The sequence below is a fragment of the Paracoccus sp. N5 genome (assembly GCF_000371965.1).
Taxonomy (GTDB): Bacteria; Pseudomonadota; Alphaproteobacteria; order Rhodobacterales; family Rhodobacteraceae; genus Paracoccus.
This window is the reverse complement of the sequence record NZ_AQUO01000001.1, coordinates 1,044,503-1,062,563: the sequence shown is the minus strand read 5'-3', so window position 1 is coordinate 1,062,563 and position 18,061 is coordinate 1,044,503. Positions and strand designations below refer to the sequence as shown.

Genomic DNA, 18,061 nt, shown 5'->3' with positions numbered 1-18,061 from the left:
CCCGCAGGCATCAGACGGTTTCCGCCAGCAGTTCGCGCACGTCGGTCAGGTGACCCGCGATGCCCGCCGCCGCCGCCATGACCGGCGACATCAGGTGGGTGCGGCCGCCGCGGCCCATGCGGCCCTCGAAGTTGCGGTTCGAGGTCGCGGCGCAGCGCTCGCCCGGCGCCAGCTGGTCGGGGTTCATGCCCAGGCACATGGAACAGCCGGCCAGCCGCCATTCGAAACCGGCGTCGGTAAAGATCTTGTCCAGACCCTCTTCCTCGGCCTGCAGGCGCACCAGGCCCGAGCCGGGCACCACCATGCCGCGCACGCCCGGCGCCAGGTGCTTGCCTTTCAGGATGCCGGCGGCGGCGCGCAGGTCCTCGATCCGGCCGTTGGTGCAGGAGCCGATGAAGACCGCGTCGATCTTGACCTCGTTCAGCGGCGTGCCGGGCTTCAGGCCCATGTAGTCCAGGCTGCGGCGCGCGGCCTCGACCTTGCCGCCCTCGAAATCCTCGGGGGCCGGAACCTTGTCGGTGATCGCCGCCACGTCCTCGGGCGAGGTGCCCCAGGTCACCACCGGGGCGATGTCCTCGCCGCGGATGGTGATGACCTTGTCCCAATGCGCGCCCTCGTCGGTGAAGAGCGTCTTCCACCAGCTGACGGCGGCCTCCCAGGCGGCGCCTTTCGGGGCGTGCGGGCGGCCCTGGCAATAGGCGAAGGTCTTTTCGTCCGGCGCGATCAGGCCGGCGCGGGCGCCGCCCTCGATCGCCATGTTGCAGACGGTCATGCGGCCTTCCATCGACAGGTCGCGGATCGCCTCGCCGCAATATTCGATGACATAGCCGGTGCCGCCGGCGGTGCCGGTCTTGCCGATCACCGCCAGGGTGATGTCCTTGGCGGTGACGCCGGGACGCAGCTTGCCGGTGATCTCCACCTTCATGTTCTTGGATTTCTTCTGGATCAGCGTTTGCGTCGCCAGGACGTGCTCGACTTCCGAGGTGCCGATGCCATGCGCCAGCGCGCCAAAGGCGCCATGCGTCGCGGTATGGCTGTCGCCGCAGACGACCGTCATGCCGGGCAGGGTCCAGCCCTGTTCCGGCCCGACGATATGGACGATGCCCTGGCGGACGTCGCTCATCGGATAGTAGTTCAGCCCGAATTCGCGGGCGTTCTTGTCCAGCTCGGCGACCTGGATGCGGCCCTCGGGGTTCTCGATCCCGTTCACGCGGTCGGGCGTCGTCGGCACGTTGTGGTCCGGCACGGCGATGGTCTGGTCGGGGCGGCGCACCTTGCGCCCGGCCATGCGCAGCCCTTCGAAGGCCTGGGGCGAGGTCACCTCATGCACCAGGTGGCGGTCGATATAGAGGATGCAGGTGCCGTCCTCTTGCCGGTCCACCACATGGGCGTCGAAGATCTTGTCATACAGGGTGCGGGGCGCGCCCGCATTGGTATTGCCGGTCATGGCTGTCTCTTTCCGAAAGAGTAGCTAGGGAAAATCGCTGGTGGTCCGCCGGACCAGGGGCGCGCGCGCAGGCGCCGCCACCCGTCAAAGTCGCGCGGTGACGGACAGGCTTTCGCCGTAGAACCGGCCGGGCAGGCGGGCGCGGTCATGGATATCGAAATAGACGAATCCTTGCATGTCGGCAGTCATACGCCGGTTTTGCCTTGCGTTCAACATCGTCACACGCGGCTGTTAATTCCATGTTGAGCATTCGCCTCTATCTTGCCCCCGGAACTGAGGGAAAGGATCGGGCATGCTGATTCGCATCGTCCTGCGGGTGATCCCGCTGATCTGCGTGGCAATTTTCACCCTGGCGGTCTATCTGGCCGACACGCCGATGGAGCGCGCCCGGCAATTGGCGCGGCTGGACCACCCCCGGCTGGCCTGGAGCTCGGGCCTGGTGCGCTGCCCCGATCCCTGGGGAAATCTGCCGGTTTCCGCCTGTCTTTACGCGAACCCGCCCAGAATTCCTGCGCCCCCGCATTGAGCGGGCGCGATTCCGTGCTACATTGAAAGGGCCCGGCGCCGGGGGTGAACGGCGCGTTGACCGGAGGATGAACCCCTGTCCAATACCGTCCCGTCGGCCCCCGTGCCGGCAGCGACCACCGCGGAGCCCGGGCTGACCAGCGATCAGCTGCTGGACCGCATTCTTGCCTCTCTCGACGACGACAAGGCCGAGGATGTCGTGACCATCGACCTGCGCGGCCGTTCGGCCATGGCCGATCACATGGTGATCGCCTCGGGCCGCAATGCGCGCCAGGTGGCAGCCATCGCCGAAAAGCTGGTGGAGCGCCTGAAAGAACAGACCGGACGCTCGGCCCGCGTCGAAGGCAAGGAAACCGGCGACTGGGTGCTGATCGACACCGACGACGTGATCGTCCATGTCTTCCGCCCCGAGGTCCGCGAATTCTATCAGCTGGAAAAGATGTGGATGCCCGCCGATGCGCTGCGCTCGGCCACGCTGGACCGGCTGCGCGCCGACCACGCCGCCGAGGAAGCGGCCCGCAAGCCCCAGAACTGAGCCATGCGCATGGTCATTGCCGCGGTCGGGCGGCTGCGGCAGGGACCGGAGGCGAGCCTGATCGCCGATTACCTTGACCGCCACGCCAAGGCGGGCCGCGCGCTTGGCCTGCCGCCGGTGACCCTGGTCGAGGTCGAGGACAAGCGCGGCGGCGGCATGGCGGCCGAGGCGCCGCTGCTGGCCAAGGCCATTCCCGACGGCGCCGCGCTGGTGGTGCTGGACGAACGCGGGCAGATGCTCAGCTCGCCCGAATTCGCCGCCCGCATCGCCGGCTGGCGTGACGCGGCGCGCGACCTGGCCTTCGTGATCGGCGGCGCGGACGGCATCGACCCAGGCCTGCGATCGCGCGCCGACCTGGCGATTAGCTTCGGCCGCATGGTCTGGCCGCATATGCTGGTGCGGGTCATGCTGGCCGAGCAGATCTATCGCGCCACCACCATCCTGGCCGGCAGCCCCTATCACCGCGAATAGCTGGCGAATGTGCCGGGGGCCGCGGTTGGTCCCGGCATTTCCCCTCGCGTAAGGGCACCGCTCGGCTAAACGGCAACATTTGATGTGTGCCTGTCTTTGCGAAGGGCTTAGAAGACGGTGTGCCGACAAAATGTGTTCCGCTTTGATTCAGCCAGTAATTCAAGAGCATCTCTAGCACCCATGATCGTGGAGTGAGCTGACTGGGTCGGCGGCCTCTCCCGCGGCATTCTCCGTTCGAGGGCTGCACCAGATTGACTGGTGCCGAGCCTCGAGAATGGGAGAAAGACCCGATGGAGAGGAACAGGTTCATCGGGCCGGACGTCCATCAGGCGCCGATCTCTGTCGCCGCTGCGCATGGCGAGCGCGGCGGTGAGGTTCGGCACCGGGACTCTGTGCCGAACCGGCCCGATCCCATCCGCAAGCTGACGGAAAAGCTGGCCGCGAGCGGGGCGCAGCTGCGGTTTTGCCTTAGGGCAGGCCCCCGGCCATGGCCTGCACCGCCAGCTGGTCGAGTTGGGGCGCGATGGGGGCTAGGTGGGAGCCGATTTGGTGCGTGACCTGGATCGCCATTAAGCATGACCTAGAGCATGCCGTCAGGAGGCTTCCTACACAGTTGGGCAGAAAGGGAGCCGCACCTTGCGGGCGAAGGTGCAGACCGGGCCCCTCGTTATCCCGAGGTGGAGATGACCGGCCGCGTGGTTGGCGCGAGCATTGGCGCTCGCAAGCCCGATATCTTGGCCGCCAAGTCGCCGGTTCCTGCTGCCGGCAGCCAAAGGGATGAACTGCTCGCAGGGCATCGGAGCGAGCAACTCAGATGCTGGGACCTTCGGGGTATGCTCCGGAACTCTGCCACGAGAGGTGAGCACCGCGATCCGTTCCGATCTTGGCCTGCCCAGCCGTGCGCGACGAGGAGCCGGGGTCCGGCAAGGCACTGGTCACTTGCAGGCGATGACAATCTTCGGCAATGCGCAAGCGGCCCGCCAACCTGCCAAATGCCCGCCAAGCTGCGAGAACCATTAAGGTTTTAAGCATTTACCGCAGCATGGCCGGCTGAAAACCGCGGCTTTCGGGTTATGATGCGGCATTCCGTCAATGAGTCTCCAGGTATGCCATGATTCCTCTCGCCAACCCGATCCAAAGCCGTGCCGGACCCGTCGCCGCGCCGCAGCTCCGTCCCGGCGACGCCGTCGGTGCGATCATCGCCGCGACCGAGGCCGAGATTCCTCCGGTCGAGGAAGCCGCCGCCGCCAGCGAGGATGTGCAGCTGGGACACGAGGGCATCGCCCATGCGCGCGAGACGATGCAGGGCGAGACCCGGCGCGTCGCGCCGGCCAGATCCGCCGTCGAGGATTCCGACGGGCCGCAGGACAGGGCCGTGTTCCGCGCCAAGGTCATCAAGTTCCTCAACGCGATGTATGGCGATGACGAGGCCTTCCAGCGCGCCCTGAAGCTGGGCACCATCGTGGTGCGCGCGGTCGAGGACCAGCCCGAGCCCGAGATGCGGCCCGAGCTGACCTATGCGATCTATCGCGAAGGCGCGGCGCTGGCCGCGGCAGATCAAGTGCAGCGCCGCGCCGGCGGGCCGCCAATCAGCGTCGGGCCGAACGATTTCGTCGCCTGGTGGCCGAAGTGACCTGTCCCGGGGACAGTCTCAGGGACAGGGCACGACCCAGTTGTCGATGATCGCGACCGCTTCCTCGGCGGTTTCGACGAAGCTGATCAGCTCCAGATCCTCGGGGCTGATGGTGCCGGCCTCGGCCAGCGCCTGCCAGTTGATGACCTTGTGCCAGAATTCGCGGCCGAACAGGATGAAAGGCACCCGCGTCATGCGGCCGGTCTGGATCAGGGTCAGGGCCTCGAACATCTCGTCGAGCGTGCCGAAGCCGCCGGGGAACACCGTCACCGCCTTGGCGCGCATCAGGAAATGCATCTTCCTGATCGCGAAATAGTGGAAGTTGAAGCACAGGTCGGGCGTCACATACTGGTTCGGCGCCTGCTCATGCGGCAGCACGATGGACAGGCCGATCGAGATTCCGCCGGCCTGGAACGCCCCCATGTTGCCGGCCTGCATCACGCCGGGGCCGCCGCCGGTGCAGATGACGTTCTCGGCGCCATAGCTTTCCAGGCTGCGCTCGGTCATCTGGCGGGCAAAGCTGCGCGCCTCGTCGTAATAGCGCGACAGCGCCGCCAGCTCCGGGGTGCGGGCGCTGTCCTTTTCCGCCGGCGCCGGGATGCGCGCGCCGCCGAACATCACCACGGTCGAGCGGATGCCGCGCGCGTCCATGATCATCTGCGGCTTCAGCAGCTCCAGCTGCAACCGCACCGGGCGCAGTTCCTCGCGCAGCAGGAATTCGGTATCGGTGAAGGCCAGCCGATAGGCCGGGGCGCGGGTCTGCGGCGTGTCGGGGGTGATGCGCGCCGCTGCCACGTCCTGCTGGCTGTCGCGGAAGGGGTGGCTGCGCTCTTCTTCGTCCATCATCCAAACCTCTGGCACGGGTCGCCGTACATTGCACGGCCGCAGCCCTCGGCTTATAGCCCTTGGGCACGAGTTTCCATCCCGAGAGAGGCCAGACCATGTCGAATGACGCCCTTGAAGCCGCCATCGAATCCGCCTGGGAGATCCGCGACCAGATCACCCCCGCCACCAGGGGCGAGGCCCGCGACGCCATCGAGGCGACGCTCGAGGCGCTGGACAAGGGCGCGCTGCGCGTCGCCGAAAAACGCGGCGCCGACTGGCATGTGAACCAATGGGCGAAAAAGGCCGTGCTGCTGGGCTTCCGCCTGAAGGACATGGAGATCCACGCCGGCGGCCCGCAGGGCGGCACCTGGTGGGACAAGGTCGACAGCAAGTTCGCGCATTGGGGCCAGGCGCAATGGCAGGTCGCCGGCTTTCGCGCCGTGCCGAACTGCGTCGTGCGCCGCTCGGCCTATATCGCCAAGGGCGTGGTGCTGATGCCCAGCTTCGTGAACCTGGGCGCCTATGTCGACGAGGGCACCATGGTCGACACCTGGGCCACCGTGGGCAGCTGCGCGCAGATCGGCAAGAACGTCCACCTGTCGGGCGGCGTCGGCATCGGCGGCGTGCTGGAGCCGATGCAGGCCGGCCCGACCATCATCGAGGACAATTGCTTCATCGGCGCCCGGTCCGAGGTGGTCGAGGGGTGCATCGTGCGCGAAGGCTCGGTCCTGGGCATGGGCGTCTTCATCGGCAAGTCGACCAAGATCGTCGACCGCGAGACCGGCGAGGTCATGTATGGCGAGGTTCCCGCCGGCTCGGTCGTGGTCGCGGGCTCGCTGCCGTCGAAGAACGGCGTGAACCTTTACTGCGCGGTGATCGTGAAGCGCGTCGATGCGCAGACCCGTTCCAAGACCTCGATCAACGAGCTGCTGCGCGACTGAGCTGTTGCGCGCCTGCATCGGATTCACCCCAGCGTGAATCCGATGTGAAACCGATCCGCCCCGGCCGCGTTCAATTTCGCAGCCTCAGCAGCAAGCGGAGTTTCACATGCAGGGTTTGGGTTGGATTGCCGCGATCATCGTCGGCGGTCTCGCGGGCTGGATCGCCAGCAATATCATGAAGGCCGATACCGGAGTCTTTCTCAATATCATCCTGGGCATCGTCGGGGCCGTGGTCGGCAACGCGCTCCTGGGCCTCGTGGGCCTGAATGCCCAGGCCGGCAGCTGGCTGGCGCAGGGCGTGGCCGGGCTGATCGGCGCGGTGGTGCTGATCTGGCTCTACCGGGCGGTGGCCGGATAGCGAAAACGGGGCGGGTCGATCCCGCCTCTTTCATGTCAGGCGGTGAAATCGGCCGTCGTGGCCCCGGTCAGCCGCAGCAGTTCTGCGGGGGCGATGGCAAAGACATGGCGCGGCGTGCCTGCCGCCGCCCAGACCTGCTCGAAATCCAGCAGGCGCGGGTCGAGCCAGGCGCGGATCCGGTTCAGGTGGCCAACCGGGGCGACGCCGCCGATGGCAAAGCCGGTCTCGGCGCGGATCAGTTCGGCATCGGCCTTGCCCAGGCTTTGCCCGGCCAGCGCCGTGGCCTTGGCCGGATCGACGCGGTTGCCGCCGGCGGTCAGGAACAGCACGACATGGCCCGAGTCCTCGCCGCGAAAGATGATCGACTTGGCGATCTGGTCGACCGCGCAGCCGACCGCGGCCGCCGCGCCCTCGGCGGTGCGGGCGCGGTCGTCGGTCTCGCGGATCTCGACCGCGAGGCCCGCGGCCTCCAGGGCCGATTGCACGCGGCGCAGGCTCTTGCTCATTGTCCCCTCCCTGGTTTCGGGCGATATGACGGCAAAACCGCAGGAAGGGAAAGCCATGACCCAGCAGGTCTATACGCTTCTGGTCGAAGTCGGCCGCGCCAGGGACGACGGCCTGCCGGAAGGCGCGACGGGCGCCGCGCTGGTCTGCTACGCCTCGGGCAGGGACGAGGACGAGGCGGTGCGCGAAACCGTCGCCATCCTGAAGCAGGCGGGCCTGGCCCCGATCGAGGTCATCGGCCACGGCAGCATCGACGAGCGCCTGGCCGACGGCCATGAGATCCCCGAGGAGGAGCGCGCCCTGATGGACCGCGCGCTGGCCGAGAACGCGGTGATCGTGGCGCAGATGGAGCCGCTTTACGGCGAGGATTGACCTATCCATCGCCCGCCGCCGCCGCTAGACTGGCCCGCAACCAGAACAAGAGAGAGCGGACAGGCAGTATGACCAGACGGATTTCCCGCATCGCCCTTGGCGCGATCCTGATTGCCAGCCTGGCCGGCTGCGGGGTGTCGATGAACCGCACGCCCGGCGCGCCCGGCGGCGATTTCGCCGGCCTGCCCACTGCCGGCGGTCAGGGCAGCGAATCCGGCTTCCAGACCTGGGTGGCCAGCTTCCGTCCCCGCGCGCTGGCGGCAGGCATCTCGGGCGCGACCTTCGACCGCGCCATGGCGGATGCGCATTTCATGCCCTCGCTGATCGCGCTCGACCGCAAGCAGAGCGAATTCGCCAAGCCGGTCTGGGACTATCTCGACGGCGCCATCGGCACGCGCGGCGCCACCGGGCGCAGCAAGGCGGCGCAATATTCCTCGACACTGGCCGCCATCGAATCGCGCTACGGCGTCCCGCGCGAGGTGGTGCTGGCGGTCTGGGGCATGGAATCGAACTTCGGTGCGGGTCGCGGCAATACCCGCATCGTGCCGGCCCTGGCGACGCTGGCCTATGACGGCCGGCGCGGCGAATTCTTCGCCGGCGAGCTGGTCTCGGCGCTGCGCATCATCCAGTCGGGCGACGTGGACAGCGCGCATATGGTCGGCAGCTGGGCCGGCGCCATGGGCCATACGCAGTTCATGCCCTCGTCCTTCCTGGCGCATGCGGTGGATTTCAACGGCGACGGCCGCCGCGACATCTGGTCGGACGACCCGACCGACGCGCTGGCCTCGACCGCGCATTACCTGCGCCAGAACGGCTGGCGCCCCGGCCAGCCCTGGGGGACCGAGGTCATCCTGCCGCCCGGCTTCGATTTCAACAACGCCGGCAAGGCGGTGCAGCGGTCGGGCAGCCAATGGGCGGCGATGGGCGTGCGGACCCGCAACGGCAGCGCGGTGCCCTCGGGCTCGATCCTGGTCCCGGCCGGATCGCGCGGCCCGGCCTTCCTGATCACGGAGAACTTCCGCGCCATCCTGAAATACAACGCCTCGGACAGCTACGCCCTGGCCGTCAGCTATCTGGGCGAGGCCATCGCCGGCCGCCCCGGCATCCAAGGGTCATGGCCGCGCGGCGACCGCACGCTCTCGACCAGCGAAAAGGCCGAGATCCAGCGCCTGCTGATGGCCAAGGGCTTCGACACCGGCGGGGTCGACGGCAAGCTCGGCAGCCAGTCGACCGAGGCGATCAAGGCCTTCCAGCGCGCCCGCGGCGTCACGCCCGATGGCTATGCCGACACAAGCCTGCTAGCCCTGCTGCGCAGCTGAACGACAAGGGGCGGCCCACCCCGGCCGCCCTTCGACTTCTTTGCTCTGCAAATACCCAAAACCGGCCGCGCCACCGGCGCGATCAGGCCAGGATCTCGCGGAACTCGCCCAGCACCTGGGCATAGACATCGCGCTTGAAGGGCACGATGGACTCAAGCACATCGGCCGCGCGCATCCACTGCCAGCGGTCGAATTCGGGATGTTCGGTGGCGATCCGCACCGCCTCGTCCGGGCCAAGGAAGCGCATGGCGAACCATTTCTGCTTCTGGCCGCCGTATTTGCCCTTCCAGACCTTGCCCAGCAACTCGGGCGGCAGGTCATAGGTCACCCAGTCGGCGGTTTCGGCCAGCACGTCCACCAGGTCGGTGGTGACGCCGGTCTCCTCGACCAGCTCGCGCAGGGCGGCGGCGCGCGGCGTCTCGCCCGCGTCGATCCCGCCCTGCGGCATCTGCCAGGCCGGGGTCGGGTTGTCGATGCGCTGCCCGGCGAAGACCAGGCCGGCCGGGTTGATCAGCACCACCCCGGCGCAGGGCCGATAGGGCAGGCCCGACGGCCCCAACAGCTCGGTCATTGCGTCTGCGCGCCCTGAGCCGCGTTCTCGCCGGTATTGGCGGGCTTGGCCTCCTCGGGCACGGCCTTGGCGTTGTAGTCCATTGCCGCCAGCCCCTTCAGGATGTCCACGGCATAGGCCAGCTGGTAATCCTCGTCGCGCAGCTTGGCGGTGGCCTCGACCTCCTTTGCCTCCTCCTCCATCTGCTTCTTCTCCTCGTCCGACACGGCGTCGTTGTTCAGCGCGCCGCGCAGGTCGGCCTCGGAGCTGAGGAATTTCGAATCGGTCTTGGGCTTGTTCTCGTCCTCGTCCTCGCCGGCCTGGGGCGGGGTCGGCTGCTGCACGATGATGTCGGGCTGGATCCCCAGCGCCTGGATCGAGCGGCCCGAGGGCGTGTAATAGCGCGCCGTGGTCAGGCGGATGGCGCTGTCGGCGGTCACCGGCATGACGGTCTGGACCGAGCCCTTGCCGAAGGATTTCGTGCCCACGACAATGGCGCGGCGGTGGTCCTGCAGCGCGCCGGTGACGATCTCCGAGGCCGAGGCCGAGCCGCCGTTGATCAGCGCCACCATCGGCTTGCCCTCGGCCAGGTCGCCCGGCTTGGCGTTCCAGCGCTCGCTCTCTTCGGGCTTGCGGCCGCGGGTCGAGACGATCTCGCCCTTGTCGAGGAAGGCGTCCGAGACCTCGATGGCCTGGTTCAACAGCCCGCCCGGGTTGTTGCGCAGGTCCAGCACGAAGCCCGTGACCTTGTCGATGCCGCCGGCGTCCTTGATCGCCTTGGCCATCTCGGTGCGCAGCGTGTCCATGGTTTCGTCGTTGAAGGTGGTGACGCGCAGCACGACGGCGTGACCCTCGATCCGGGTCTTGACCACGGTCAGCTTGATCGTGTCCCGCGTCATGGTCAGATCGAATGGCTCCTTCTCGCCTTCGCGCAGGATGGTGATCTTGATTTCCGAGCCGATGGGCCCGCGCATCTTCTCGACCGCCTCGTCGAGGCTCAGCCCCATCAGCGATTCGCCGTTCACATGGGTGATGAAGTCGCCGGCCTTCACGCCCGCCTCGGCCGCAGGCGTGTCGTCGATGGGCGAGATCACCTTCACGAGCCCGTCCTCCTGCCCGACCTCGATGCCGAGGCCGCCGAAGCTGCCGCGGGTCTGGGTCTGCATGTCCTCGTAATCCTTGGCGGCGAGGAAGGACGAATGCGGGTCGAGCGAGGTCAGCATGCCGTTGATCGCCGCCTCGATCAGCTTCTTGTCGTCCACCGATTCGACGTAATCGGCGCGCACCCGTTCGAAGACATTGCCGAACAGGTCGAGCTGCTCATAGACCGAGGCGTTCCTGCCGGTTTCCTGTGCGACCAGGGGGCCGGCGAATTGCGTGGCGACCACGGCGCCCGCAAGCGTGCCGATCGCCCCTGCCAGAAGATAGTGTTTCATTCCGTCCCGTCCTGCCCGGTTGCGTTTTGGCCCGTTCCACCCTGCGTGGCATCGCCGATAATCGGATTCATCACGAACCACTCTGCCGGGTCCAGCATTTCCTTGCCCCGGCGGAGTTCAACATACAGTGTTTCGCTTTGCCCGGCGCCGCCGCCGGTGGCGGCATTGGCGACGAACTCGGCCCCGAATTCCTGCGCCGGCGGCTCTTCCCCGCCCATCAGCCCGACGGGCTCGCCCGCCGCCAGCACGTCGCCGGTCTCGCCAAAGACCTGCGCGAGCCCGGCAAATATCATCAGATAGCCGCGCGCGGGTTCAAGGATCATCACATTGCCGTAATCCAGCAAGGGCCCGCGATAGCGGATCGTCGCCGGCCAGGGGGTCGTGACCAGCGCGGCGGGCGCGGTGGCGATGACCAGCCCCGGCCGCGCCACCCCGGCCGCGTCGGGTTCGTTATAGCGGCGGATCACCTTGCCGATGGCGGGCAGCGCCAGGCTGCCCTGCGCGCCCTCGAAATCGGCCATGGGGGCGCCCACGTCCTGCTCCATCCCGGTGATGCCCGAGGCGAAGGCGTCCAGCGTATCGGCCGATTGCACCAGCGCGGTCAGTTCCTTGGGATCCTCGCCGAAGCGCACCGGCAGGCTGGAACGGTCGGTGACGGCCGAGGCCAGCAGCCGCCGCGCCTCCTGCACCTGGCCCAGGCCCTGCGCCAGCACATTGGCGGCGCTCAGTTGGATTGCGCGGACGGTGCGGATCTCCTCGAGCTTCTGCTGCATCTCCTTGGCCTCGGCCTCGAGCCCCGGCGCGACCGAGGCGAGGATCATCCCGGCCCGGGCCGAAGCCTCGGGCCCCGAGGGATGCAAGAGCAGCATGGTCTCGGGCGAGCGCTGCATCGAGGTCATCACCCCCAGCACCCGGCCCAGCCGGTCGCGGCGGGCGTCGAATTCGGTGCGGATTTCCTGCTCGCGCACGCCGGCGCGGCGCAGCCCGTCGCGCAGCGCCGACAGGCCCTGTTCATAGGCGCGGATCATCCGGGTCAGCGAGGCGACCTGGTCGTCCTCGGTCAGCGCCTGGTCCAGCTGGCCCACGGCGGCGCGCAGCATCTCGGCGGCCTCTGCCGCCTCGGCCGCGGCCTGCCCCAGCTGCCCGTCGCCCTGGGCCGGGGTCGCGGGCTGCGCCGGCGCCATCGAGACCAGCCCGAGCGCCATCACCACCGGCAGAAGCAGCGCCAGTCTCATGCGCGCGCGATCAGCGAGCGGCCGGTCATTTCTTCCGGCAGGTCGAGGCCCATCAGCTCCAGTACCGTCGGCGCGACATCGGCCAGCCGGCCGTCGCGCAAGCTGGCGCCGGCCGGGCCGCCATAGACGATGACCGGCACCGGGTTCACGGTATGGGCGGTATGCGGGCCCCCGGTCTCGGGGTCGATCATGGTTTCGCAATTGCCGTGGTCGGCGATCACGACCGCAGCACCCCCGGCGCGGTCCAGCGCATCCAGCATCATGCCCAGGCCCTGGTCCACCGCCTCGCAGGCGCGGATCGCGGCGGGCAGGCTGCCGGTATGGCCCACCATGTCGGGATTGGCGAAATTCACCACGATCAGGTCGTAGCCGGCGCCGATGGCCTCGACCAGTTTGGCGCTGACCTCGGGCGCGGCCATTTCGGGCGCCAGGTCATAGGTCGCGACCTTGGGGCTTTGCGGCATGAAACGGTCCTCGCCCGGCTCGGGCGTTTCCTTGCCGCCGTTCAGGAAGAAGGTGACATGCGGGTATTTCTCGGTCTCGGCCAGGCGGAACTGGCGCAGGCCCTTCTGCGCCACCCAGGCGCCCAGCGTGTTCACCACCTGCCGCTTGGGATAGGCGGCATCCATGAACTGGTCGTGGCGTTCCGAATAATCGACCATGCCCAGCAGCGCCGCCCATTCCGGCCGCCGGCCGGTGTCGAAGGCGGAAAAGCCGGGCTCGCCCACCGCCGCCAGGATCTCGCGCGCCCGGTCGGCGCGGAAGTTCAGGCAGAAGAACCCGTCCCCGTCCTTGGCCCCGGGATAGTTGCGGATCACGCGGGGCTGGATGAACTCGTCGGTCTCGTCCTGGCGATAGGCATCGGCCACCGCGGTGGCGGCGTCCGGCGCGGGCAGGCCCTTGCCCTGCACCATCAGGGCATAGGCGCGGGCGACGCGCTCCCAGCGGTTGTCGCGGTCCATGGCGAAATAGCGCCCGACCACGGTGCCGATGCGGGCGCCCTCGGGCAGGCTGCCTTGCAGTTCGGTCAGGAAGCCCAGGGCGGATTTCGGCGGCACGTCGCGCCCGTCGGTGACGGCGTGGACCACGACCGGCACGCCCTTTTCGGTCAGGGCGCGGGCGGCGGCGACGACATGGTGGATATGGCCGTGCACGCCCCCGTCCGAGATGATGCCCATCAGATGCGCCGTGCCGCCCGAGGCCTTGAGCTTGCGGATGAATTCGCCAAGCCCGGTGTTGCGGTAGAAGCTGCCGTCCTCGATGGCGAGGTCGATCTGGCCCAGGTCCATGGCGACGACGCGGCCGGCGCCGATATTGGTGTGGCCGACCTCGGAATTACCCATCTGGCCCTTGGGCAGGCCGACGTCGGGGCCGAAGGTGGTCAGCGTGGCATGCGGACAGTCGCGCATCAGCCGGTCGAAGTTCGGCGTGCTGGCCTGGTCCGGCGCGCTTTGCTGCGGGCGGGCGGAAATGCCCCAGCCATCGAGGATGCAAAGGACGACGGGTTTGGGATGGGTCATGGGGCGCCTCACTCGCGGGTCGGGACGCTTCTACGATCCTGCGGCGCGAGGGGCAAGGTTGGGCTGGGCATTGCGGAACCGCGCCCGCGAACGTGAACGCGGCTCCGGCATGCCTCAGGCCGACAGCGGCCTGGCGATGATGTCGTAGGTGAAGGCCTTGGCGTCCAACTCGTCCAGCCGGCGCGCGCCGACATCACCCTGCGGATACATCAGGAAGGGCAGCGCGCCGTCGCGGCCGGGCAGGGCCAGGTCCTCGGCGGTGTTGTAGCCGACCCAGTTGCCTTCCCAGTTGCCGAACAGCGCGTCGTTGACCTGCGTCACCACGGGATCGGCCGGGTCCTTGATCCAGCGGTCGGTCTCGGCCCGCATGACCTTCAGCACGTCGGCCGGATCCATCGCGACCCAGCCGTAATCCGACAGCCAGACCTCGGCCCGGCAATGCTGGGCGCCGGTGATCACCTCGTTCTTGGCGCCAAGCTGGGCAAAGCCGAAGGCCGAGGGCGCCACGCGGATGCCGTAGATGTCGCGCGCCGGCACGCCCGAGGCGCGGGCCAGCGCCACGAAAAGCCCGTTCAGGTCGGCGCATTTGCCGCCCAGCCCGGCCGAGGTCAGGGTGGCGACCGCATCGCCCGGACCGCAGCCCGGGGTGTCGAGGTTGCGATAGCAATGCGCCACGATCCAGGTATAGAGCGCGCGCACCTTCTCGACGTCGCTTTGCGCGCCTTGCGTGATCCTGGCGGCGGTCTCGGCGACCAACCCGTCCAGCGGCTTGTTCCCCGAGGGGCGCAGCGCCGCCTGCAACACGGCGGGATCCTCATGCGCGGCGGTCTTCTTCGACCAGTCGATGCTGCGGTTGCGGGTCTCGACATAGCTGATCAGGCTCAACTCGGGCTTGGCCTTGCCATCGAAGCGTGCATGAAGGACGGCGGCGCCGGTCGCGGCATCCTTGACGATGCGGGCCTCGGTCGCGTTACCCTGGATCTCGTTGCCCAACGTCTTTTGCCAAGCGGTGTCCAGCGACGGTGCCGGCAGCCAGACCTGCGCCGGTCCGGCATCGGCCGGCAGCGCGACATGGGTCACGATCCGATAGCCCTGCCATTCGCTGGGCTGCGGCGCGAAGGCGCGCACCGCTTCGGCGCGCGCCGGGCGCGGGGGGATTCCGAACAGGGGCAACGCGGCCCCGGCCAGGGCGACGGTCAGGAAACGGCGGCGAGATGAGGTGATCATGGCGGCTCCTTCGCGATGGGGCGCAGGCGGTCAGGGTCGGCCTGCCGGGACCAGCCCATGCTAGGCGCAAATCCCGCACCGCTCAAGGCTGACGAGGGGGGACCGCGATCCGGCCTGCGCCGCCGAGATATAGCGCAGCCGGTGGCCGTTCAGGCCGCGCTGCCGGTCTCGGCCGCGATCTCGGCCCGCGACTTGCGGCCGCGCTCGGTCGCGGATTTCAGCTGGCCGCAGGCGGCCATGATGTCCTCGCCCCGGGGCGTGCGGATCGGCGAGGCATAGCCGGCCTTGTGGACGATGTCGGCGAAGGCCTCGATCCGCTCCCAGCTCGAGCGGCGATAGGCCACGCCCGGCCATTCGTTGAACGGGATCAGGTTGATCTTGGCCGGGATGCCGCGGATCAGCTTGACCAGACGGCGGGCGTCCTCGTCGCTGTCGTTCACGCCGTCCAGCATGACATATTCGAAGGTGATGCGTTCGCTGTTCGACAGCCGCGGGTATTCGCGCAGCGCGTTCAGCAGCGTCTCGATGTTCCACTTGCGGTTCACCGGCACCAGCTTGTCGCGCACCGCGTCGGTGGTGGCGTGGAAGCTGACGGCCAGCAGGCAGCCGATCTCTTCGGCGGTCTTGGCGATCTCGGGCACGATGCCGCTGGTCGACAGCGTGATGCGGCGGCGCGACAGGCTGATGCCCTCGCCGTCCATCACCACCTTCATGGCGTCGCGGACATTGTCGAAGTTATACAGCGGCTCGCCCATGCCCATCAGCACGACGTTGGAAACCAGCCGGGTCTCGTCTTTGGGCGCGCCGGGCTGCGGCCATTCGCCGAGGTCGTCGCGGGCGACCATGACCTGGCCGACGATTTCCCCGGCCGTCAGGTTGCGCACCAGTTTCTGCGTGCCGGTGTGGCAGAAGGAACAGGTCAGCGTGCAGCCCACCTGGCTGGAAATGCACAGCGTGCCGCGCGATTCCTCGGGGATATAGACCGTCTCGACCTCATGCCCGCCGGCGATGCGCAGCAGGTATTTGCGCGTGCCGTCGGCCGAGACCTGCCGGGTCACGATCTCGGGCAGCGCGATCTCGAACCGCTCGGCCAGAAAGGCGCGGTAATCCTTGGCAAGGTTGGTCATCTGCGCGAAATCGCGCACGCCCCAGTGATAGACCCATTGCCAGATCTGGCCGACGCGCATCCTGGCCTGCTTTTCGGGCGTCCCTGCCTGGACCAGCGCTTCGCGCAACTGCTCGCGGGTCAGGCCGACGATATTCGTCAGCGCCGATTCCGGCAGCTTGCGCGGGATGGTCAGAAGATCCTGCGTGATCGGTGCAGCGGGGATGGGGGCGTTCATGGCTTGGGCGGGTCCGGGCGTTGGGCAAGGCCCCTATATAGGCGAAAGCGGCCCAAAAGAAAACAGGGGCCGAAGCCCCCGTTCCCGTGTCGTGGCGTGGCCGTGGCTTATTTGCAGGCGGCCTGGGCCTTGTTGGTCGCGGCGGTGATGCCGGACAGGCTGAACGTGTCCTTGGTCACCGTGCCGCGGGCCGAGCGCCCCGAGATGACCGCCGACGAGCCGCCGCGCAGCGCGCTGACCAGCTTGCTGTCCTCGGAGGGCGAGCCGGTCCAGGCGCTTTCGCCCTCGGTGAACAGCTTGAAGACCGTGCCGCCGACATTCACCTCGACCGTCGAATCCGGTGCGAAGGGATAGCCGCCCGAGAACGAGACCTCGCCGCCCTGGCCGGGGCGATAGGCGACGTAAAGGCGGATGTCGCCGCGCGTCACTTCCTTGGGCTTGCCCGAGGCATCGACGTTCTGGGTGGATTTCGGGGCCGACACGGCCCAGCATTCCTTGGGGCTGTTCGCCGAGAAGACGGTCCAGTCGCCCTCGGTCCCGATCACATTCGTCGAGTCCTGGGCCAGGACCGGCGAAGACGCGGCGATCGCGATTGCAGCGGCAGCCGCTGCGGCGCGCGGCGCGGATTTCAACATGCTCTGGTCTCCTGCCATGGTCCGGTTCGATCCGGCTTGTTGCCGATGACGGTGGTATTTTCAACCATCTGGCTGCAAGATAATGCGAAATTGAACGGGGGAAAAACCCCTTTTTTGCGGAAAATCGCGCGATTGTCAGAGCAAGGGGGAGCCATGACGGCCGCAAGACTGATCGAATTGTGGCGCGGGGGCCTGCGCGAAAGCAGCCATCTGGGCCATGTGGTGATCTCGGACGCCGATGGCGTGGTCGAGGCCTGGGGCAATCCGGGCACGGTGATCTTCCCGCGGTCCTCGTGCAAGATGATCCAGGCGCTGCCGCTGGTCGAAAGCGGCGCGGCCGATGCGGCGGGGCTGGGCAGCGAGCAGCTGGCGCTGGCCTGCGCCAGCCACAACGGCGCGCGGGCGCATGTCGACCGGGTTTCGGCCTGGCTCTCGGACCTGGGGCTCGAGGAGGAGGATCTGCGCTGCGGCGCCCATATGCCGCGCGACCCGGCCGAGCATCGGCGGCTGCTTTGTTCCGACACCGCGTCCTGCCAGATCCACAACAACTGCTCGGGCAAGCATGCCGGCTTCCTGACGTTGAAGCGGCACATGAAGGCCGGGCCGGAATATGTCGAGATCGACCACCCGGTGCAGCGTGCCGTGCGCCGCGCCTTCGAGGAGGTCACGGGCGAGACGGCCGCCGGCTGGGGCATCGACGGCTGCGCCGCGCCGAATTTCGCCTGCACGGTCGAGGGGCTGGCCCGCGCCATGGCGTCCTTTGCCCGGCCCGGCGCCGGGGCGCGCGGCACGGCGCAGCGCCGGCTGGTCGAGGCGATGATCGCGCATCCCGAGCTGGTCGCCGGCGAAGGCCGCGCCTGCACCGAGCTGATGCGCGCCATGAAGGGCCGCGCCGCCGTCAAGACCGGGGCCGAGGCGGTCTTCGTCGGCATCGTGCCCGAGCGGGGCCTGGGCATCGCGCTGAAGGTTTCGGACGGCGGCACGCGCGGCGCCGAGGCGGCGATCACCGCGCTGATGGTGCATCTGGGGCTGCTGGAGGAGGGCCATCCGGTGGTCGGGAAATACCTGACCGACCCGATCCGCAACTGGCGCGGCATGGCCACGGGCGAGATGCGCCGCGCCTCGGGCTTTCCGAACTGATCGGTCCGGGAATCTCCGGGTTCCGAACCGCTTGATCCGGCGGTT

Annotated in this window: 19 protein-coding genes; 9 read left to right on the top strand and 10 right to left on the bottom strand. The window is 68.2% G+C overall.

All coding sequences use genetic code 11. The features are described 5' to 3' along the window. Positions 1-10: 10 nt before the first annotated feature. On the bottom strand, positions 11-1,447 hold the full coding sequence (gene leuC / locus PARN5_RS0105370; protein WP_017998748.1) for a 3-isopropylmalate dehydratase large subunit: 1,437 nt from the start codon (positions 1,445-1,447) through the stop codon (positions 11-13). Positions 1,448-1,739: 292 nt separating this feature from the next. Here leuC and PARN5_RS0105360 point away from each other — a divergent pair, with 292 nt between their 5' ends. The 4 genes from PARN5_RS0105360 to PARN5_RS0105340 all read left to right on the top strand — a co-directional run bounded on the left by PARN5_RS0105360 (position 1,740) and on the right by PARN5_RS0105340 (position 4,611). Continuing rightward, positions 1,740-1,973, top strand: a complete 234-nt coding sequence (locus PARN5_RS0105360) for a hypothetical protein (protein ID WP_017998746.1) — start codon at positions 1,740-1,742, stop codon at positions 1,971-1,973. A 102-nt stretch (positions 1,974-2,075) separates the two neighbouring features. Beyond that, on the top strand, positions 2,076-2,507 hold the full coding sequence (gene rsfS / locus PARN5_RS0105355) for a ribosome silencing factor (RefSeq protein WP_017998745.1): 432 nt from the start codon (positions 2,076-2,078) through the stop codon (positions 2,505-2,507). Positions 2,508-2,510: 3 nt separating this feature from the next. Beyond that, a complete protein-coding gene (rlmH, locus tag PARN5_RS0105350; RefSeq protein ID WP_017998744.1) occupies positions 2,511-2,978 on the top strand; it encodes a 23S rRNA (pseudouridine(1915)-N(3))-methyltransferase RlmH in 468 nt (155 codons plus the stop codon). Between the two features lie 1,111 nt (positions 2,979-4,089). After that, positions 4,090-4,611 (top strand): hypothetical protein, encoded by a 522-nt coding sequence (locus PARN5_RS0105340; protein ID WP_017998742.1) that lies wholly within the window; start codon positions 4,090-4,092, stop codon positions 4,609-4,611. An 18-nt stretch (positions 4,612-4,629) separates the two neighbouring features. Here the strand turns inward: PARN5_RS0105340 and PARN5_RS0105335 are convergent, their stop codons facing one another. Further along, positions 4,630-5,454, bottom strand: a complete 825-nt coding sequence (locus PARN5_RS0105335) for a TIGR00730 family Rossman fold protein (RefSeq protein ID WP_026155190.1) — start codon at positions 5,452-5,454, stop codon at positions 4,630-4,632. Between the two features lie 98 nt (positions 5,455-5,552). On the opposite strand from PARN5_RS0105335, the gene dapD reads away from it, so the two are divergent. Next, the gene (gene dapD, locus PARN5_RS0105330; protein WP_017998740.1) at positions 5,553-6,377 is read left to right on the top strand and encodes a 2,3,4,5-tetrahydropyridine-2,6-dicarboxylate N-succinyltransferase; all 825 of its coding nucleotides are present in this window, start codon (positions 5,553-5,555) and stop codon (positions 6,375-6,377) included. A gap of 106 nt (positions 6,378-6,483) precedes the next feature. Next, positions 6,484-6,735 (top strand): GlsB/YeaQ/YmgE family stress response membrane protein, encoded by a 252-nt coding sequence (locus PARN5_RS0105325; RefSeq protein ID WP_017998739.1) that lies wholly within the window; start codon positions 6,484-6,486, stop codon positions 6,733-6,735. A 35-nt stretch (positions 6,736-6,770) separates the two neighbouring features. On the opposite strand, the gene PARN5_RS0105320 is transcribed toward PARN5_RS0105325, so the two are convergent. Further along, positions 6,771-7,241 carry a YbaK/EbsC family protein gene (locus PARN5_RS0105320; RefSeq protein WP_017998738.1) on the bottom strand — a complete coding sequence of 157 codons (471 nt, stop codon included), beginning with the start codon at positions 7,239-7,241 and terminating at the stop codon, positions 6,771-6,773. Between the two features lie 55 nt (positions 7,242-7,296). On the opposite strand from PARN5_RS0105320, the gene PARN5_RS0105315 reads away from it, so the two are divergent. After that, positions 7,297-7,611, top strand: a complete 315-nt coding sequence (locus PARN5_RS0105315) for a hypothetical protein (RefSeq protein ID WP_017998737.1) — start codon at positions 7,297-7,299, stop codon at positions 7,609-7,611. A gap of 68 nt (positions 7,612-7,679) precedes the next feature. Then, positions 7,680-8,930 (top strand): lytic murein transglycosylase, encoded by a 1,251-nt coding sequence (locus tag PARN5_RS0105310; protein WP_017998736.1) that lies wholly within the window; start codon positions 7,680-7,682, stop codon positions 8,928-8,930. A gap of 82 nt (positions 8,931-9,012) precedes the next feature. Here PARN5_RS0105310 and PARN5_RS0105305 read toward each other — a convergent pair whose 3' ends face one another. From PARN5_RS0105305 to PARN5_RS0105275, 7 genes are all read right to left on the bottom strand, one after another. After that, the gene (locus PARN5_RS0105305) at positions 9,013-9,501 is read right to left on the bottom strand and encodes an RNA pyrophosphohydrolase (protein ID WP_017998735.1); all 489 of its coding nucleotides are present in this window, start codon (positions 9,499-9,501) and stop codon (positions 9,013-9,015) included. After that, complete coding sequence (locus PARN5_RS21670) at positions 9,498-10,916, bottom strand: S41 family peptidase (protein ID WP_017998734.1); 1,419 nt, start codon at positions 10,914-10,916, stop codon at positions 9,498-9,500. Before PARN5_RS21670 ends, PARN5_RS0105305 begins: the two co-directional genes overlap by 4 nt. Further along, positions 10,913-12,151 carry a peptidoglycan DD-metalloendopeptidase family protein gene (locus PARN5_RS21665; protein ID WP_017998733.1) on the bottom strand — a complete coding sequence of 413 codons (1,239 nt, stop codon included), beginning with the start codon at positions 12,149-12,151 and terminating at the stop codon, positions 10,913-10,915. The genes PARN5_RS21670 and PARN5_RS21665 overlap by 4 nt, the downstream gene beginning before the upstream one ends. Continuing rightward, the gene (gene gpmI, locus PARN5_RS0105290; protein WP_017998732.1) at positions 12,148-13,671 is read right to left on the bottom strand and encodes a 2,3-bisphosphoglycerate-independent phosphoglycerate mutase; all 1,524 of its coding nucleotides are present in this window, start codon (positions 13,669-13,671) and stop codon (positions 12,148-12,150) included. The genes PARN5_RS21665 and gpmI overlap by 4 nt, the downstream gene beginning before the upstream one ends. Before the next feature lie 114 nt (positions 13,672-13,785). Beyond that, complete coding sequence (locus tag PARN5_RS0105285) at positions 13,786-14,898, bottom strand: transglutaminase domain-containing protein (protein ID WP_017998731.1); 1,113 nt, start codon at positions 14,896-14,898, stop codon at positions 13,786-13,788. Between the two features lie 149 nt (positions 14,899-15,047). Beyond that, positions 15,048-16,241: a 23S rRNA (adenine(2503)-C(2))-methyltransferase RlmN gene (gene rlmN, locus PARN5_RS0105280; RefSeq protein ID WP_017998730.1), complete on the bottom strand. Its 1,194-nt coding sequence runs from the start codon at positions 16,239-16,241 to the stop codon at positions 15,048-15,050. Between the two features lie 107 nt (positions 16,242-16,348). Continuing rightward, positions 16,349-16,876: an invasion associated locus B family protein gene (locus tag PARN5_RS0105275; protein ID WP_017998729.1), complete on the bottom strand. Its 528-nt coding sequence runs from the start codon at positions 16,874-16,876 to the stop codon at positions 16,349-16,351. 153 nt (positions 16,877-17,029) lie between these two features. On the opposite strand from PARN5_RS0105275, the gene PARN5_RS0105270 reads away from it, so the two are divergent. After that, positions 17,030-18,016: an asparaginase gene (locus tag PARN5_RS0105270; protein WP_017998728.1), complete on the top strand. Its 987-nt coding sequence runs from the start codon at positions 17,030-17,032 to the stop codon at positions 18,014-18,016. Positions 18,017-18,061: the final 45 nt, after the last annotated feature.

Bases quoted from the DNA above. Each gene is read 5' to 3' on its own strand.
- leuC (WP_017998748.1), bottom strand. From the start codon at position 1,447: ATGACCGGCAATACCAATGCGGGCGCGCCCCGCACCCTGTATGACAAG.
- PARN5_RS0105360 (WP_017998746.1), top strand. From the start codon at position 1,740: ATGCTGATTCGCATCGTCCTGCGGGTGATCCCGCTGATCTGCGTGGCA.
- rlmH (WP_017998744.1), top strand. From the start codon at position 2,511: ATGCGCATGGTCATTGCCGCGGTCGGGCGGCTGCGGCAGGGACCGGAG.
- PARN5_RS0105340 (WP_017998742.1), top strand. From the start codon at position 4,090: ATGATTCCTCTCGCCAACCCGATCCAAAGCCGTGCCGGACCCGTCGCC.
- PARN5_RS0105335 (WP_026155190.1), bottom strand. From the start codon at position 5,454: ATGGACGAAGAAGAGCGCAGCCACCCCTTCCGCGACAGCCAGCAGGAC.
- dapD (WP_017998740.1), top strand. From the start codon at position 5,553: ATGTCGAATGACGCCCTTGAAGCCGCCATCGAATCCGCCTGGGAGATC.
- PARN5_RS0105325 (WP_017998739.1), top strand. From the start codon at position 6,484: ATGCAGGGTTTGGGTTGGATTGCCGCGATCATCGTCGGCGGTCTCGCG.
- PARN5_RS0105320 (WP_017998738.1), bottom strand. From the start codon at position 7,241: ATGAGCAAGAGCCTGCGCCGCGTGCAATCGGCCCTGGAGGCCGCGGGC.
- PARN5_RS0105315 (WP_017998737.1), top strand. From the start codon at position 7,297: ATGACCCAGCAGGTCTATACGCTTCTGGTCGAAGTCGGCCGCGCCAGG.
- PARN5_RS0105310 (WP_017998736.1), top strand. From the start codon at position 7,680: ATGACCAGACGGATTTCCCGCATCGCCCTTGGCGCGATCCTGATTGCC.
- PARN5_RS0105305 (WP_017998735.1), bottom strand. From the start codon at position 9,501: ATGACCGAGCTGTTGGGGCCGTCGGGCCTGCCCTATCGGCCCTGCGCC.
- PARN5_RS21670 (WP_017998734.1), bottom strand. From the start codon at position 10,916: ATGAAACACTATCTTCTGGCAGGGGCGATCGGCACGCTTGCGGGCGCC.
- PARN5_RS21665 (WP_017998733.1), bottom strand. From the start codon at position 12,151: ATGAGACTGGCGCTGCTTCTGCCGGTGGTGATGGCGCTCGGGCTGGTC.
- gpmI (WP_017998732.1), bottom strand. From the start codon at position 13,671: ATGACCCATCCCAAACCCGTCGTCCTTTGCATCCTCGATGGCTGGGGC.
- PARN5_RS0105285 (WP_017998731.1), bottom strand. From the start codon at position 14,898: ATGATCACCTCATCTCGCCGCCGTTTCCTGACCGTCGCCCTGGCCGGG.
- rlmN (WP_017998730.1), bottom strand. From the start codon at position 16,241: ATGAACGCCCCCATCCCCGCTGCACCGATCACGCAGGATCTTCTGACC.
- PARN5_RS0105275 (WP_017998729.1), bottom strand. From the start codon at position 16,876: ATGTTGAAATCCGCGCCGCGCGCCGCAGCGGCTGCCGCTGCAATCGCG.
- PARN5_RS0105270 (WP_017998728.1), top strand. From the start codon at position 17,030: ATGACGGCCGCAAGACTGATCGAATTGTGGCGCGGGGGCCTGCGCGAA.